A 17272-nucleotide genomic window follows, 5' to 3' on the forward strand; every position below is an offset into this window, starting at 1 on the left:
TCACTTGCACACGTTTACTCTTTAGGCTCGGAACCCTTTTTTTCCTATCATCGTAAGGATCAGCATCATGATAAGCAATAGAACAATCGTTGCTCCTGGAGCCAAATTCCAGATCCCTGCAACCACCAAACCAATCACTACTGCAATCTCCCCGATGACTACAGACAGAATAATAGCCGATTTGAAACTGCGTGCCATTAACAGGCTTACCGCTACTGGAATGGTTAGGAGTGCCGACACCAGCAGTGCACCCACGATTTTAATCGCTGTACTTATGACCAGAGCCGTCATCACCGTAATCAGCATGTTGAGCAATCGTACGGGCAGCCCCGTAACTGCCGCCGCATCTTCCTCAAAACTGAGCAGGAAAAACTCCTTATGTAACAGCGCTACCACGACAACGACAATCAACGTCACCACACCAACCAGTTTCAAATCTGTAGAGTCGAGTGTGTAAATGCTGCCGAACAGGTAACTCATTACATCCGTATTATATCCTTTGCCCAGTGTGAAGAACAACGAAGCCAGTGCAACACCACCGGACATAATAATCGCAATCGATAACTCTGCATACGTTTTATATGCCTTGCGAAGCTTTTCTATTGCAAAGGATGCGAGCACGGCAAAAATAAGACCCACCGCAATCGGATAAACCTCAATTAAAAAACCGAGAGCTACCCCGGCAATGGTCACATGCGACAGGGTGTCCCCGATCATGGATAACCGCCGCAGCACCAGAAACAGTCCAATAAGCGGAGCTGTAATCCCGATCAGCAATCCCCCTGCCAGTGCCCGCTGAAAAAAATCACTCATCAAAATCTCCAAAACACACGACTCCTTCAGCCTCGTCTAATCTAGTTGTACAATATCCTTATCGTACCTGGGCAGTAGTATGCTGCAAATTGGTCTCGGCACAATCCTCCACCTCATGTGAATGACGAACATGAAAGTTAATTTTACCGTTGGTAACAGCCGCTTCTGAACCAAGATAATTTTCCATCCGGTCCATATCATGCGAAACCATCAGAAATGTCATCCGGTGGTGTTCATGCATGTGGGTGATGAGTTCAAAGAAACTCGCTTGAGACTCGGCATCAATCCCCACCGTTGGTTCATCCAAAATCAACAAATCCGGGTGATTAATGAGCGCACGTGCCAAAAATACACGCTGCTGCTGCCCCCCGGACAATTGTCCGATCCGTTTGTTCGCCAGATCTTCAATACGCATGACCTCAAGTGCATCTGTGCACTGCTGCTGAGATTTGCGTGTCATTCGGCGGAACATATTCTTGTTGTTATACAAGCCTGACATGACCACTTCCCGTACGGTTGCAGGGAACAATGGATTGAACGCATTTTTTTGCGGGACATATCCGATTCGTTCCCAATCCTTGAATCTGCGAATCGACTGTCCAAACAATTTGATATCTCCCTGCGCTGGAGGCAAAAGTCCAACCAGCATGCGCAGCAATGTCGTTTTTCCAGCCCCGTTTGAACCGATAATTCCGACAAAATCCCGTTCCTTGACCATAAAATCAAGATTTTCGATCACCCGCTGGTCACCGTAAGAGAACGATAATTTCTCAATCTCTATGATTGGATCATGACATAGTGGCATGATTTGCTGCATGGCAAAGCCGCCCTTCATTATATATAAGGATTGCAGAGCGAATCCTTCAGTCTATCTTATTTTAATGCGATCAGCAGATTTTGCAAATTTTTCTCCATCAGGGTGAAATAATCATCCCCATTGGCTGCCTGCTCCTTGGTTAATCCTTCAACCGGATTCAGTACCATGGTTTCCACGCCTGCTTCCCCTGCCAATGTTTTGGCCAGCTTGTCAGATACCAGCTCTTCAAAGAAAATGTATTTGATGCCCTCTTCCTTCACGAGCTTGGACAAATTCACAATGTCCTGACCTGTTGGTTCTGCATCCGGGGAAAGTCCCATAATGGCGTGCTGGGTTAAACCATAATCACGGGCGAGATATCCAAAAGCTTGATGGGATACAACGATTTCCTTGTTGGAGACCTTTGACAATTCGTCCGTAAAGTGCTGATCCAGTGTTTCAAGTTTGGTACGCAGTTCCTCGTAACGCTGCTCGTAACCATCTTGGTGATCAGGGTCTACTTCAACGAGACTGTTTTTAATATTTTCTGCCATAACCAATGCCGACTTGGGACTAACCCACGTGTGAGGGTCAACATGATGATCTGCCACATCTTCTGTGCCTGCTTCCTCTTCCGCGTGCTCATCTTCATGCTCTTCGTCATGATTATGTCCATCGTCGCCTTCAGCGGTCAGCAGACTTACCCCATCACTTACAGCAACAGACTTCACTTGTGTATCACTGTTAAGCGACTTGAGAAAGTTAGGCACCCAGCCTTCAAGGCCAGCACCATTGTACAGAAACAGTTGGGCTTTGGAAGTGTTGACAATATCCTGGCTTTTAGGAGTCCAGTCATGGGGTTCGACACCGGTTGGCAGCAAATTGATAACGTTCGCGTCTTCGCCACCAATGGCGGTGGTAAATGCATAGACAGGATAGAAACTCGTGACTACGTTCACTTTGCCTTCCACGATCTTGGCACTTTCCGAATTCCCCTGTCCACACGCTGACAATACCAACAAACTGAGAATCAGCATGCTGCTCCATAACCACTTGATTCTGCTTCTGCCAGTATGTTGTATCCGAGTACCGTTGGTTTGATTGGTTTCATTATACCGTTTCACTATTGCTTCACTCCGCATCTCTTAATCGTAAACATTACTGAAAGAATTATAGGTAACCTGAACGCGGATGTCAAGCGATCCACCTCTATTCATTCTCCCCGAGAGCACAGAGTTCATAACAGTATATGCTTGTTTTCTCACGTTATTAGCACGCTTATCCATAAGAAAATAAAAAGTGACCCGATTCATCGGGCCACCTTCTAATCTATCAGATGTCTTATATTAGACTGACTTATTTTACTTGTGCACCATTAGGCATATTGTCCGGTACCGCAGCCAGTGTCAATTGATCCCCATGAGAAGCCGCCAAAATCATGCCTTGGGACAACTCGCCACGCAATTTCACGGGTTTGAGATTCGTTACGCAAATGACTTTGCGTCCAACCATCTCTTCCGGGGAATAGAATTTGGCAATCCCCGATACGACCTGACGCTGCTCATAACCCAGATCCAGCTGTAATTTGAGCAATTTATCCGCTTTTTTGACCGGTTCACAGGCGATAACCTGTGCAACACGCAGTTCCACTTTGGCAAAATCGTCTATGCCGATCTCTTCCTTGCCTTCTGGTGCTGTCACCGGTTCGGATGCTTGGGCAGAATCTCCTGCATCAGCCTGAGTGGTCTCAGCTTGCGGTTCCGCTTTTTTGCCTCCTGTCATCGCTTCAGCAATATACGCAACCTCCTGCTCCGAATCGAGACGCGGGAAGATTGGGTCTCCCTTTTGCAAGGCGTTTCCAGCTGGAATGACACCCCACTGCTTCGCTGTATCCCAAGCCGTAAGTTCGCCTTCCTGAATCCCAAGCTGTTCCCAGATTTTGTGCGGAGCACGGGTCAGGAACGGCTGCAGCAGGATGGAAGCAATACGCAGACTTTCAATCAGGTGGGACATGACGGAAGCCAGCTCATCCCGTTTCGCTTCATCCCGAGCCAAAGCCCAAGGCTGTGTCTCGTCGATATATTTATTACTGCGGCTAACAAACTGACTGATCGCAGTCAGGGCTACGGAAAATTGCAGATTTTCCATCGCCTGTTCGACTTTGTCCACAGCTGCCAGGCCCGCTTCTTCCAGCGAAGCATCAAATTCGGTTACACCTGAAGTAAATGCTGGTGCCTTGCCTTCGAAATACTTATCCACCATGGCCACCGTGCGATTGAGCAAATTCCCCAGATCGTTGGCCAGATCCGAATTTACGCGTTCTACAAAGCTCTCCGGAGTGAACGTACCATCCGAACCGAATGGAACTTCGCGCAGCAGATAATAACGCAGTGCATCGAGGCCATAACGGTCAATCAGGGTCACCGGATCAACCACGTTTCCTTTCGATTTGGACATTTTGCCGTCTTTCATCAATAACCAGCCATGTGCAAATACTTTTTTCGGCAAAGGAAGGTCAAGCGCCATCAGCATGATCGGCCAGTAGATCGTATGGAAACGAACGATTTCCTTGCCCACCAGATGAACATCCGCAGGCCAGAACTTGTCATACAGCGACGAATCGGATGAACCATAACCCAAGGCTGTAATATAGTTGGACAACGCGTCAATCCAGACGTATACAACGTGCTTTGGATCGCCTTTAACCTTAACGCCCCACTCAAAAGTCGTCCGCGAAACGGCCAAATCTTCCAGCCCCGGCTTAATAAAGTTGTTGATCATCTCATTCTTGCGTGATTCCGGTTGAATGAACCCAGGATTTTCTTCATAGTATTTCAGCAAACGGTCTGCATATTTGCTCATGCGAAAGAAATAGGATTCTTCCTTGACGAGCTCTACCGGATGCCCGCTATCCGGACTTTTGGCAGCAACAATCTCGCCCTTTTCGTTTTTCTCCACATCAACCAGTTGAGTTTCCGTATAATAGGTCTCATCCGGGATACTGTACCAGCCCTCGTATTCGCCCTTGTAGATATCTCCCTGCTTGAGCAAGCGATCGAAAATATCCTGTACGACTGTTTTGTGACGTTCTTCTGTTGTACGAATGAAGTCGTCATTGGAGATGTCCAGCTTGTTCCACAGATCCTTGATGCCGACTACGATATCATCTACAAATGCCTGTGGCGTTTGTCCTTTTTCCTGCGCCTTGCGCTCAATTTTCTGTCCGTGCTCATCTGTTCCCGTCAGGTAACGCACCGCATAACCGCGCAGACGTTTGTAACGAGCCATGGCATCACCAGCAACCGTTGTATACGCATGCCCAATATGCAATTTGTCACTCGGATAATAAATCGGCGTTGTCAGATAAAATGTTTTTTGGTCCGTCATGAATGACTTCTCCTCCTTCAATTGTCCTGCTTCTTTGCGCGTTCTTTAAAAAAGAACACAAAAAACTCCCGCCCCTATGGGACGAGAGTTGATCTCACGTGTTACCACCCAAATTCCCCGTGCTTTTTGCAAACCACAGGCTCTGCCGGTCCTTCGACCGCCCATTAACGCTGGATCACGCCCCAGCCTTACGACAGTGTCTGAATTCAACGCCTGCACGCTCGGAAGAGGTTCCTCCGGGACCATATTCCATCCTCCTCCCAGACCGGTTCTCAGCTTATCCGGCTCTCTGCACTGGGGGTGTGTCTGTACTTATCCCTTCACTGGAAATCATTATACGAAAAATATACTGAAATGCTGCCCTCTTTGTCAAGTCGGCAGCTACCTAGTACTCTTTCCATTCACTCATGTCATGAGAAGATTACAGCTCCACCACTAATCGGATACCATGACCGATTTCTCTGCCTTGGGCGGAACCAAATCAACGCCTCCTGGATGAAACGGATGGCATTTGGCAATACGCTTGGCCGCCAGCAGTGAACCTTTCAAAGCTCCATGGACCTCAATTGCTTCCATCGCATAAGCCGAACAAGTCGGATAAAAGCGACACGTAGGTGGTTTCAGGGGAGAAATATAGTTCCGGTATACCCGAATGGGTGCCTGAACCAGTCTGCGGGATAACTTCATGCTTAATGTTTCCCGTGCGTATGCTGATGCCCAGATGACACTTTCGCCGGAACATGTTCAGCACAATCTTTGCAGTACCCAAAAACTTCGAATTTATGGTCTACTACCTGAAACTGCTCTGGGGCATCTGCCAGCTGCATCGGACAAAAAACGATCGGATAGGTCTTCTGGCAATTCAGACAGATCATATGATGGTGATGATGATCTTCACTGCAATGCGCTCTGAATTTTACACCATCTTCGAAGATGACCTGCTCCAGCACACCCAATTCCTGCATCACACGCAAATTCCGGTACACCGTGTCAAAACTCAGTCCGCTGTAAGTCTTACCCATATATTCATAGACGTCCTTGGGTGCAAGATACCCAGGGGATTCAGCAAATAACCGGGCCAGTGTTTTCCGCTGATCCGTAATGCGAAGTCCCTGTGAGGACATGGTATTAATAATCTGTTCTGTTGATAGCATGACTTAAAGCACCTCCTGTCATACGAGCATTTAGCATAAATCCAAAGAGCGATTTCAAATTAGCAAGAACCGGATCGGAATGGTTCTACGTCCAAATCTTTCGTCCACTTAACCTGTGGAATCGAATGATGCAAAATGCTGTAACTTATGCTTGTTATTCTACTTCTAATAATGCCTCAAATCCCGATTAGAGTCAACGAAAGGGCTAGCGCACGAATCATCGTCAGGATCATGAAAAAGGACCCCATTCACATGGAGTCCTTCTCTGACGGTTCAGAAGATCATTTCTTCGGGCGACTTTTGGGGTGACCGGGTATATAAGATATAAGCTTTCACTCCAAACCGTCCGTTCCTTGTTGCCAGGAGATGATTACTTCTCAGCCGGAAGCGGTGTAAACAGCAGGTTGACAGGAAGATTGCTTCCTGGTGCAGCAGAGAACAGAATGGTTACACTTTCACCATACGACCCAGTGCGATAAAGTACACCTTGTTCATTCGGCGCACTCAGCGATTTTCCAGTCGCAATCTGAACAACCTGACCATTAACGAGTGCCACACCCGAGTACTTACCACCACGTGGGTTGAACGAGATCAGAGTACGTGGAGCCACATTATTCAATGTGATTTTGTAGAGTACACCGAAGTTACCCGCGTTGGAAGCATCTGTGTATGCCATAGGGTCAGTTCCGACCAGGTTTGGATCACTTGCGTTATCACCAAGCGGAAGGCGGGAAGGCTTCGAACCTACTTCTTGATTATACGTAATGACACGTGTTGCATTCGGGTATGTACCCCGGTTATGAACACCATCCCGATCCAATACAGGCAGCGTGGACCAAACTTCCATCGGATCTTTATTTTCTTCAATCATGATAATGTTGTAATCCAGTCTGTAATCACTGAATACGTCGGAGTACAGGGAAATGACTTGACCTTCCTTCATCGGAATTGCATTTAGTTCAGTCAAAATCAGTTTGCTTTCTCCAGGTTCAATATACACTTTCTTTTGATCGGCTCCGGTCTGAATCGACTTGAACCATTTATCAATAGACAATTTACCGGCTACGGTAGCATACGGTGTAGGCCCCGCGAAGCCCATATTCTGTTGTTCGAATACTGCCGTATATGGGTTGTTATTTGTTGCAATAACATACATTTTTACTCTTTTGCCCGTGTTATTCACGTGGTGAATCATGAAACGAGTCTGACCAATGGAAGACTCTTTGTACACAATGCCTTCTGTATTCACGGTTTCCGGACTGTTACTGCGAATAAGATTGCTTTGTTCATCGTAGTAAGTGTACGGTACTTTCTCCATGGCTGGGACTTCTCCACCATTAAAGGTGAATTTGTCACCTACTGGTGTGAACAACTGATTAAAATCAGAAAGGGTGTACAATGTTTCACCCGTTATATTGATGATTTTGGAATAGCTGTTACTCAGACCTTGTTCGTCTGTAACGGTGATTGTGATCGTCTTCGGTCCAGGGACAAAGAATGCCAGCGCGTTATTATCCCACTCTGTTTTGTCGATTTTCACATCGTCCGTGCTTTGATCAATGTAAGTGATCTTTTCACCCATTTTGTATTCTTCTTTATCTGTAGTAAACATCGCTACAGGAGGCAGGTTCGGTTTTTGGACCTGGATCGTTACAGAATACGGATCACTCCATTGACCACTTGAATCCTGGACAGCATACGTTACCGTATATGTACCTGGTTGGTCGAACGAATCCTGACGGCCAGTCCAGCGCTCATCCACGATCTCCAGTCCTTTGGGGGAACTGTAATTGGTCATGTAAGTCACGGTATCTCCGGCAAAAATTTCTTTTTGTACCGTGAAGCTGGCTACCGGCTTGGTATTCAGGTTCAGTACAACCGTTTTGGCGGATTGGTTTACTTTATAAGTAATGTTCAATGCCTGAGTAATCGAAGTCAGCGGCACCATGAACGTATTCTTTTGTTGATAAGCAGCGCCCTTCATCGTTCTTTCTTCACCATTAACGGTGTAAATTTTGCTGTTGGTTTTGAAACGCAGCTCATCTTCGCCACTAATAATGATCGTTTCCTTGGTGGTGTTATCGTATTTCACTTCATAACCAACCCGGTCAACCAATGCGCGGATCGCTACATAAGATACACCGTTCTTGACAGCCATCGGCTGTCCGGCAAGATACGTTTTTCCATCCTGCATCATTTTATTGCTGTTCATGTACAGTGTCAGGTCTCCACCGTTCGTTCCCGTTACAGATTGACCACTGGTGGAAGGTTGCTCCACCTCTACTGGCGTAGGTGCTGGCGTCTCTTCTTCTGTAGTATCTTCTGCATCTTCAGGTTCAGCAGGTTCCGCTGCAGGATCAACCGGAGCAACATCTGTACCTGTTGATTCTGTTGATTCCGGGTCCGTTACCTCGGTTGTTTCGTCATCGGAAGACTGCGTATCAGTTTGATTCTTCACTTCCGATTCCGCGATGGTTTGTTCTTTTTTCACAACCTCAACGGATTTAACTTTGGCTGTATTCACTGGTGTCGAATCGCTCTGATCGGCTGCCTGTGCATTCGCAGGAATGACTGCAAACGCTTGAAAAACAGCTAAAGCGGTAAGTATGGACAATTTCTTCTTCAGATTCATTCTTTTTCTTTGGCTCCTTCTGCTCCCATTTTATAAATATCCCCCTCAAAAAGTCATACTATTAGACGCATGTAACCGGGAAAAGTTGCTAAAAATATTTGATAAGAAATGTAAAGTTTTAATAGAACGAAAACACTATGAAAATAGTTAGTTATCATTACAGGACTCTTTCATAGATTTCTCCCTGTTTTCAACAAAAAAACCTTTCCACTATATGGATATTAAAACCACATAGCAAAAAGGTTGCCCTACATTACTGTTGACTCAATCGGACTGGCAGGCTTCCACTTGGTTCCAGCTCTCCCGTAATGGCAAGCGATAATGCACGTACCACAGCAGGCGTGTTTTCGTATGTACATACATAGGCTCCTGGCCGGGGAATTTCCAGCAGATCATAGGGATTACGCAGCGCAATGACAATCAATGAATGTTTCTCGCTCAGCCGCTCAACCAGATGGCGCTGACCCTTGGGAAGATAACCTGTTGAGGTATAGGTGCATACGATGACCTGCTCTCCCTCTAGCACATTTTGCAGAATTCGGTCTGCCTCTTCATAAGACGGCTGCGTCGTCATTTTATGCTCTCGGACATGAGCTCTGGATTGACTGAGTACCCTACCGAGCGAATCCGAATGGGACCACGGTTCATCCACCTCTGTTCGCTGCACAACTTCGGGCCATACAACAAATACGCCCTGTTCGGGTTTTAATGGCAGCAAGCCGTCATTGTGCACCACGGTAATGCTCTGGCATGCGATTTCATGTAACAATGCCTCACCCGGGGCCGCTGGAGACAAATGTGGCATATCTGTTCGTTCACTCGGTTGATGACCACAGCGTTTTTGCTTCCAGTTCACGACACGCTCCAACGCTTGGTCTATGACCTGCTCGTCAATTCGCCCATGACGAACCGCTTCAACTACTGCCTCTATAGCAGCAATCTGTTCCTCAAGGGTATGACTAACCAGGATTAAATCTGCGCCTGCCTCCACAGCAAGAACAGCAGCCTTTGCTACCCCATATGGTTTGGAGATCGCATGCATTTCCAGACAATCCGTAATGATTATTCCTTCGAATCCCATTTCTTCGCGTAATAATCCATGTAACACTTTACGTGATAATGTGGCGGGAATGGGCTCAGGTTCGATCGCCGGGAAAATGACATGTGCTGTCATAATGGCATCCACACCCGCCTCAATGGCCCGGCGAAACGGCAGCAGTTCGACCTGCTGCAGTCTTTCCCGTTCATGTGGAACAGTTACCATTCCCAGATGAGAATCCACTGCAGTATCTCCATGCCCTGGAAAATGCTTCGCTGTGGCTGCTATGCCACGGGACTGGTAACCCGTAATGGCTGCCACACCGTGAGCGGCCACTCTTTCGGCATTCTCCCCATAGGATCGCACTCCAATGACCGGATTGAGAACGTTATTGTTCACATCAACGACTGGCGCAAGGTTCATATCGATTCCTATCTGTTTTAACTCACCACCCAGAATTCGTGCACATTGATAGGTGTAGTCCGGGTTGCCTGTGGCCCCTAAAGCCATGTTTCCAGGCACTCTTGTAACCCCGTCCTTATCAATTCTGGCAACCATGCCGCCCTCCTGATCCACCGAGATCACAAGCGGCATCTCACCGTTTTTCGCGGCCATCCTTTGCAGTTCTGCAGATAAACGGGTCAATTGTTCCACACTCTGCACATTACGTCTGAAATAAATGACGCCTCCAACATGGTAGTCCTGAATTAATCGGGTGATCTGTGCATCCGCTTCCTGTCCATGGAAGCCGCACATAAACAGCTGGCCTACCTTCTGTTCCAGCGTCAATTGTACCGATTTCATGTACGCATTCCCTCCTCAAATCAAGTGCCAGTTCGTTTGCTTTGCCTGTATTCCGATGGCTTCATGTGGAAATGTTTATGAAACACTTTGGAGAAATAACGCCGTTCCTTGTAGCCGGTGGCTTCCCCGATGGCTGTAATACTCCACTCCGTTGTACTCAACAATAATGCAGCACTTTCCATCCGTTTATGAGTCATATATTCAACAAACGTGACCCCTACATGGCTTTTGAACAGCTGGCAAAAATAACTCGAACTGATTCCCAGCCAATCCGCAACCTCATCTATGCCAAGATCTTGTTCCAAACGTGTATCCATATACTCACATGCAGACTTTATCAACTCAGAAACCGAAGGTCTGGATACACCTTGCTTACTATGCCAAGCATGGGCAATCGCCTCCGTAAGTTCGACTAGTTCTTTCATGGAAGCAGCCATCTGAAGTGCATCCCAGAACTGTTTTTCTTCCTGTTCAGCAATCGCATGAACTTCGCGCAGTTCACGCAGCATGTGTACCAGCAAAAAACGAATATTACTTTCGCCTATACTGTCTGACGAAACTTCCAATTGGCTCAATCGATGTTTAAGCGAATGCAGCAGATGAACTAATTCCTGCTTGTTCCCCTGACGAATCCAGCGCGTGAACAGCTCCAGTTCCTCTCTGGTAATCCATGCTGCTTTTTTGGATACTTCGTTGGGCTGTAATTGCGATGAAACTGACGTTGTCACAGACCTAATATCATCTCTGTTATCGGATGGATTCATTAACATGCGCTGACAGTGTCGGTATCGCTCGGCGATCTGCTGATCCAGACATACAGGCATAACGTCCTGAACAATCCTTACCTTCATTGCTGAGTCCGCAGCAAACATGGCATCAAGCTTTAGCAGGACACGCTGAGCTATTTCATCTGCCTGGAACTCCCATGCACCTGAAGCCTCCAGTAAAATGCCCCATTCCCCCTTGCGGACGGATATTATCATGCTTCCTTCCATTTCTCCCGTTAAGACTCTCAGGCTGGAAAGGATCTCATCATGCCATTGCTGATGCTGGTCACTAGACCAGCCGATGGAATAACGGAAGTAACCCTCCACATCCACCAGGATCAGAATATAACGAACAGAAGACACCAGCTGTTCCGGAGCTTGTGCCGGATAACCGATTGACATCTTCTTCTCACCAGCCAGCAGATCGGTCACCTGTTTCTGTCTAATCCAGTTTTCCATCTCTACATTGCGATGACGTTCAGACTCACTTGCCATACGCTTCTTATGGATCTGTTCGGTTAACTCGCGCAGCTTGTTTTCCAAACTCAAATAATCAATCGGTTTACATATGTATTCATGAACATTGTAACGGATGGCGGTTCGGGCATATTCAAACTGCTGATATCCGGTGAGCAAAATAATTTCGCATGACTCCCCTCGTTCCCGCAGTATGCGAATGAGCTCTAAGCCATCCATGGTTGGCATGCGAATATCACACAGTATAATGTCCGGATGACATTCAGCCACCTTATCCAGGGCTTCCACCCCGCTTCTGGCGGTGCCGGTAATTTCAATTCCCATGTCCTCCCACGGTAAGATCAAACTCAAATTTTCCAAAATCGGAAGTTCGTCATCAACTAGCATTGCGGTCAGATTCATCTAGGCATCCTCCTGCTCATATCGTGGAATTATGCATTGAATGACTGTCCCATGACCTGAAGCTGAACATATAAATATGCCATATCCAGCCCCATACCGAATTCGTATCCGGTCCGCTACACTTCGTAAACCCAATCCTCGGCGCTCAGTCATAGAAGATAGCTGCTGCTCTCCTTCTTGTCCCTGCATATGATCCGGCGGGTCCTCTGCCATGTATTCAAATCTCCCCATTATTTCCTGGGGAATGCCAAGTCCGTTATCCTCCACGCGCAGTACCAGATTATTGTGGTCCTCAAATGCACTGATCCGAAGTATGCCCTTATACTCAATGCCCTCGAAGCCATGCTGGATGCTATTTTCCACTAACGGCTGCAAGGTCAGTTTAAGTACGGAAGATGCATATAGATGAGTAGGAATATCGACCTCATACGTGAACAATTCACTGAATCGGTATTGTTGAATTTCAAGGTAGCTCTGCAGATGCCTTACTTCCTCACCCAGTGGAATTTCCTCCTGGTCCTGGATGCTGATGCGAAGAATATTGCCCAGACGGGTTACCATTTCACTGACTTTCCGTCCTTCTCCCCGCATAGCGAGTCCGTTAATCGATTCCAGCGTGTTGAACAGAAAGTGTGGTTTGATCTGGGCCTGCAGCACACGCAGCTCAGCCTTGGCCTTCTGCTGCTGCTCTGCCCTTACACGACGAAACAGGCTGCCAATCCGGTCCAGCAGTTCATTAAACCCGTGGGCAAGAAGCTGCATCTCATCGAAACCTTTTCCCTCTACCCTTGCGTTGAAGTCTCCATCCTCCACTCGCCGCATGAAGCGGACCAGTACGGCAATATTGCCGGTAATACGGTTCATAAAAAACAGATTGAAGACCATCGCGGCAAGAAGACAGATCAGAATAATGATCACCGACCAGCCTGCAAATACATTGGTCTCTGCTGACAGCGCTTCCCAAGAAGTTACGCTGACCAAGTTCCAGCCATAGTTTTTCAGATGATATTGGGACAGGATACTCTCCGTGCCATCGAATACAGTTCGGATACTGCTGAAGCCGGGCCCGTAACTCCTAGCGTTGACTCCCAGGTTCTCCATCTTCTCTCCGCTGTACCGCCCGGAAGGATCATAGACAACTAAACCTTCTTCATTGGTTAATAGAAAGGATGTATTCTGTGCGGAGTCGCTAATCTGCAGATGCCGGAAGATCCGGTCAATCTCTCCTTTTTTGATCTGAACCACAAGAATCCCGATATTTTGAAAGTAACTGAGTTCCTTCACCAGCCTGATCTGAGTAAAAACAGGATCAACACCGGTAAGTTCGGGATATTCAAGTGGAGCAAGCCATTTGGGCACACCGTTGAGCTGCTGAATTTCCTGAAATAAGGGGTGTACCTTGAATTGCTGAAAAGGCAGAGCTTCAAAATTTTCTTTGGTGAATATCGATACGATCTGATTGTTCTCTGATGAACGCAAATCATACAAAAAGGCATAGCTAATAAACGGATAATTATATAGAAGAGAACGAAAATTGCGCTGGCTGGCATTAAGTGACAATTGATTGCCGGTTCCAAGATCCTGCTTGGTCGGGTCTTTGGCGTTAAGCGCCATTTGGAATACTGAAGTGGCAATTCCGTTATCGGTGACATTGTTAATCTGCTGAAAAACATTCTCGATATTGTAGCTAATGGCCTGGAGGGCGTATTCGGCCTGCTGGTTATATTTTTTCTCAATCGTATGTGATGTGACCAGAAACATGCCAATGCCAAGTGCGCACATCGGTACAATAATCAGCAGTAGAAATGCCATAGCCAGCTTCATGCGCAAGTTCATATCCGTTCTCCCCATCAACCGCCTCGTTCATCAACCCTTGACACCGCCTGCGGTCACACCTTCAATAATTTTCTCCTGCAGTATGGCGTAAATGACAACAACAGGTACAACGCTGTATACAATTCCTGCGGACATCTGGGCATAGTTCATCTGGTACTGATCTCGAAACTGGACCATGCCTACAGGCAGGGTACGCAGCTTATCTGTAGATAGGAAATAGTTGGCGAGCAAAAATTCGTTCCAGTTGCCGAGGAAATTCACGATAAATACCGTAACGATGGCTGGAACCGTAAGAGGTATCACTATTTTAGCAAAGATCCCTGGGGCCCTCAAGCCATCCATGACCGCCGCTTCCTCAATCTCTCCGGGGAGTGATCTCATAAAAGCAGCCAGAATAATGATCGTGAATGGAATCGCATTTGCTACATAAGGAACAATCAAAGCCAGATGTGTGTCCAGTATGCCCAGCTTGCGAACGAGCAAATAAATGGGCAGCATCAGTGCATTATTCGGAATGAGCATACCTGCCAGAATGAGACTGTACAGAAACAGGCTCCATTTGCGGTGTCTCATCCGGGTTACGGCAAAAGCAAACATGGCGCCCAGTATAATGGTACCTGCCGAAGACAGGACTGAGATGTACAGGCTGTTCCAGAAATACGTACCGATTTTAGCGTTGACCCAGGCTTCCACGTAATTGCTGAATACCCAAGTCGTTGGCAAACCGAATGGATGGAGAGCGATCTCATTGTTGTCCTGTTTAAATGAAGAGAAGATGACGAACAAAAATGGAAACAAAATTGCGATTAAATACAGCATTAACATCACATGGGGAATGGTGCCTCTAATGCTCTTCGCCATCAATACTCCACCCTTTCGTTGCGCCTTGCTACCAACAGCTGATATACGGCCGTCAGCACAAGTGTCAGAGCAAAGATCAGGACTGCAACTGTATTGCCATAACCGTATTTAAAATTGGTGATCGCGTATTTGATCATATACGTGGCGAGAACCTCAGTGGACCCGGCGGGACCGCCTTTGGTCATGACAAGTACAATATCCGCTGCCTTCATCGCTCCGGCAATGGACAGCATAATGACAACCGAAATAATGGGTCTGATCAATGGCAATGTGATTCGGGTTGCGCGCTGTACTGCCGTAGCCCCATCAATTGCCGCGGCTTCATCTAGGTCACGGGGAATGGCAAGAATGGCCGCCAGCACCATGACAATGTAAAAACCTGTCCACTGCCAGGCATTCGTTACAAGGATGGACAGCATCGCAAAGCGATTATCCGAGAGCCAGTACACCGGTGGAATGCCAAACATGTCAAGCAGCTGATTTAACAGCCCGATGTTGGGCTCATAGATAAATCCCCACAAAATTCCGATTACAGCCGTGGACATGATGGAAGGTAAAAAAACAGCAGTTTTGTATAACCCCTTTAATCGCTTGACGTTGGCAATAAAGAGCGAGAACAACACAATCAGCGGAACCTGAATGAATACCGAAAATCCGATAAAAAATCCGTTATTCCGTGTGGAAATCCAAAACCGTTCATCGGTCAGAGCTTTGGCGTAGTTCGACAAACCCACAAATCGTGGGTCTGTCGAAACACCATTCCAGCTGGTCAAGCTGTAGTATAGAGAGCTGCCAATCGGATACAGAAAAAACATCACAAACAGGATCAGTGCCGGCAATACAAACAGAGCATAAATGAGCGGGCTGCGGAGTGAAGTATTCATGTCCAGCCTCCTTCAGTGACTTCAGTTGCAGCAGCTATGGCCTTCATGCATTCGATCATTCCACGGAAGCATTGGCTTCCTCTTGGATTTTTTGCAGCTCCTCCGCCATCTTCTCCGGCGTGGTCTGTCCACCAATCAGTTTTTGGATCTGCAGATTGCTGATTTCGGTAGTCACGTCTGCCTGCACAAGCGCATCAAATGCCGGGAATGACGTTTTGGACGCATTCAGGACAGCAACGATCTCTTTCATCAGTTCATCGGTGATGCTGTCGGTTAATACCTTCTCATCCAGCTTCATGGCAGGAAGTACACCATCCTCCACAAGTCCACGCACCTGCATGTCTTCATTGTAGAAATTTTTGATGAAAGCTTTTACCGCCTCCAGCTTCTGTGGATCGTCCGCTACTGATGCCGAGAAGCCGTACCCATTGTTAACGTCACGCATGAGGGAAGTCTGATCCCCTACTCCGTTCTCTACCGGCGGCATATTGAAAAATCCAACCTTGCCGATGAGCGATTCACCGCTCTGACCTTCTTTGAATACAGATGATTTCCATGTGCCGTCATACATCAGGATAGCTTCACCACTCGTAAATTGAGTCGTATACTCTGCGTATTCGAATCCAAGCTCGCCTTTTTTGAAATAGCCCTTATCGACCCATTCCTTATGCTTCGCAAAGCCTTGAACTACACCCGGATCGGTCCACTTGGCTTCACCTGTTGCAAACTTCGCCGTAATCTCCGGCCCGGCATAGCGAGACCACAGATGGTTCGTTAGCATCAGCGGAACCCAGCCTGCCTTGGAAGCCGAAGCAAGGGGTACTTTGCCATCCGCTTTGATCTCGGCCAGCATGTTATCGAGTTCAGCCATGGTCGTTGGCGCTTGCCAGCCCTTTTGTGCGAAATATTCCTTGTTGTAGAAAAAGCCTTCGCCCGAGCCACCAATTGGCAGTCCATATACTTTGCCTTCATACGTGAACGGTTCAAGGGATGTAAACTGATCCTGGATACCCAGTTCTTGCAGAATCGGTGTCAGATCCAGCAGCATGCCTTCCTTGGCATACACCTTGGAATCCGGACTGCCGAAGAGTTCGAATATATCCGGCGGATTGCCGGCAGCCATCTCTCCGCGAAGCTTCTCCTTGCGGTTCACATCGGATTCCACTCCGTCCAGAGTAAAGGTCAGATTGGGTACTTCACTCTCTACCTTGTCGACGACGTCCTGCAGTATGGCCAGCCTTTTCTGTTTATCCGCACCTACCTGGGTGTGGCGCAGCAGCATCTCGACCGGTTCCTTACTGGTCTCTGTGTCTGAGCCTGCAGCCCCTTGTGGACTTTCGTTCCCTGAGCCCGAACATGCAGCCAGCGTCCAGGATGTTACAAGCAGTAGTGAGAGCAGCATTATCATTCTTTTTTTCAT

At 47.4% G+C, this 17272-nt stretch carries 13 protein-coding genes; all 13 read right to left on the bottom strand.

All coding sequences use genetic code 11. From position 1 onward, the window contains the following. Positions 1–21: 21 nt before the first annotated feature. On the bottom strand, positions 22–825 hold the full coding sequence (locus HP552_RS11520; RefSeq protein ID WP_175395612.1) for a metal ABC transporter permease: 804 nt from the start codon (positions 823–825) through the stop codon (positions 22–24). A 46-nt stretch (positions 826–871) separates the two neighbouring features. Next, positions 872–1630 (bottom strand): metal ABC transporter ATP-binding protein, encoded by a 759-nt coding sequence (locus HP552_RS11525; protein WP_175395613.1) that lies wholly within the window; start codon positions 1628–1630, stop codon positions 872–874. A gap of 56 nt (positions 1631–1686) precedes the next feature. After that, positions 1687–2646 carry a metal ABC transporter solute-binding protein, Zn/Mn family gene (locus HP552_RS11530; protein WP_246310853.1) on the bottom strand — a complete coding sequence of 320 codons (960 nt, stop codon included), beginning with the start codon at positions 2644–2646 and terminating at the stop codon, positions 1687–1689. A gap of 319 nt (positions 2647–2965) precedes the next feature. Further along, complete coding sequence (gene metG, locus HP552_RS11535) at positions 2966–5017, bottom strand: methionine--tRNA ligase (protein ID WP_281366035.1); 2052 nt, start codon at positions 5015–5017, stop codon at positions 2966–2968. 414 nt (positions 5018–5431) lie between these two features. Beyond that, complete coding sequence (gene yidD, locus HP552_RS11540) at positions 5432–5683, bottom strand: membrane protein insertion efficiency factor YidD (RefSeq protein ID WP_175395616.1); 252 nt, start codon at positions 5681–5683, stop codon at positions 5432–5434. Positions 5684–5685: 2 nt separating this feature from the next. Then, complete coding sequence (locus HP552_RS11545; RefSeq protein ID WP_175395617.1) at positions 5686–6150, bottom strand: Fur family transcriptional regulator; 465 nt, start codon at positions 6148–6150, stop codon at positions 5686–5688. Between the two features lie 370 nt (positions 6151–6520). Then, a complete protein-coding gene (locus tag HP552_RS11550; RefSeq protein ID WP_175395618.1) occupies positions 6521–8782 on the bottom strand; it encodes a stalk domain-containing protein in 2262 nt (753 codons plus the stop codon). A 253-nt stretch (positions 8783–9035) separates the two neighbouring features. Beyond that, on the bottom strand, positions 9036–10625 hold the full coding sequence (nagZ, locus tag HP552_RS11555; RefSeq protein ID WP_175395619.1) for a beta-N-acetylhexosaminidase: 1590 nt from the start codon (positions 10623–10625) through the stop codon (positions 9036–9038). 20 nt (positions 10626–10645) lie between these two features. After that, positions 10646–12271, bottom strand: coding sequence for a response regulator transcription factor (locus HP552_RS11560; protein WP_175395620.1), 1626 nt, complete (start codon positions 12269–12271; stop codon positions 10646–10648). Continuing rightward, positions 12272–14107 carry a cache domain-containing sensor histidine kinase gene (locus tag HP552_RS11565; protein WP_175395621.1) on the bottom strand — a complete coding sequence of 612 codons (1836 nt, stop codon included), beginning with the start codon at positions 14105–14107 and terminating at the stop codon, positions 12272–12274. It lies immediately after the preceding gene. Positions 14108–14137: 30 nt separating this feature from the next. Next, the gene (locus HP552_RS11570; protein ID WP_175395622.1) at positions 14138–14968 is read right to left on the bottom strand and encodes a carbohydrate ABC transporter permease; all 831 of its coding nucleotides are present in this window, start codon (positions 14966–14968) and stop codon (positions 14138–14140) included. After that, on the bottom strand, positions 14968–15852 hold the full coding sequence (locus tag HP552_RS11575) for a carbohydrate ABC transporter permease (RefSeq protein ID WP_175395623.1): 885 nt from the start codon (positions 15850–15852) through the stop codon (positions 14968–14970). Before HP552_RS11575 ends, HP552_RS11570 begins: the two co-directional genes overlap by 1 nt. A gap of 55 nt (positions 15853–15907) precedes the next feature. After that, positions 15908–17272 (bottom strand): ABC transporter substrate-binding protein, encoded by a 1365-nt coding sequence (locus HP552_RS11580; protein WP_175395624.1) that lies wholly within the window; start codon positions 17270–17272, stop codon positions 15908–15910.

Origin of the sequence: Paenibacillus xylanilyticus (assembly GCF_013359935.1) — a bacterium.
GTDB classification, from domain to species: domain Bacteria; phylum Bacillota; class Bacilli; order Paenibacillales; family Paenibacillaceae; genus Paenibacillus; species Paenibacillus xylanilyticus.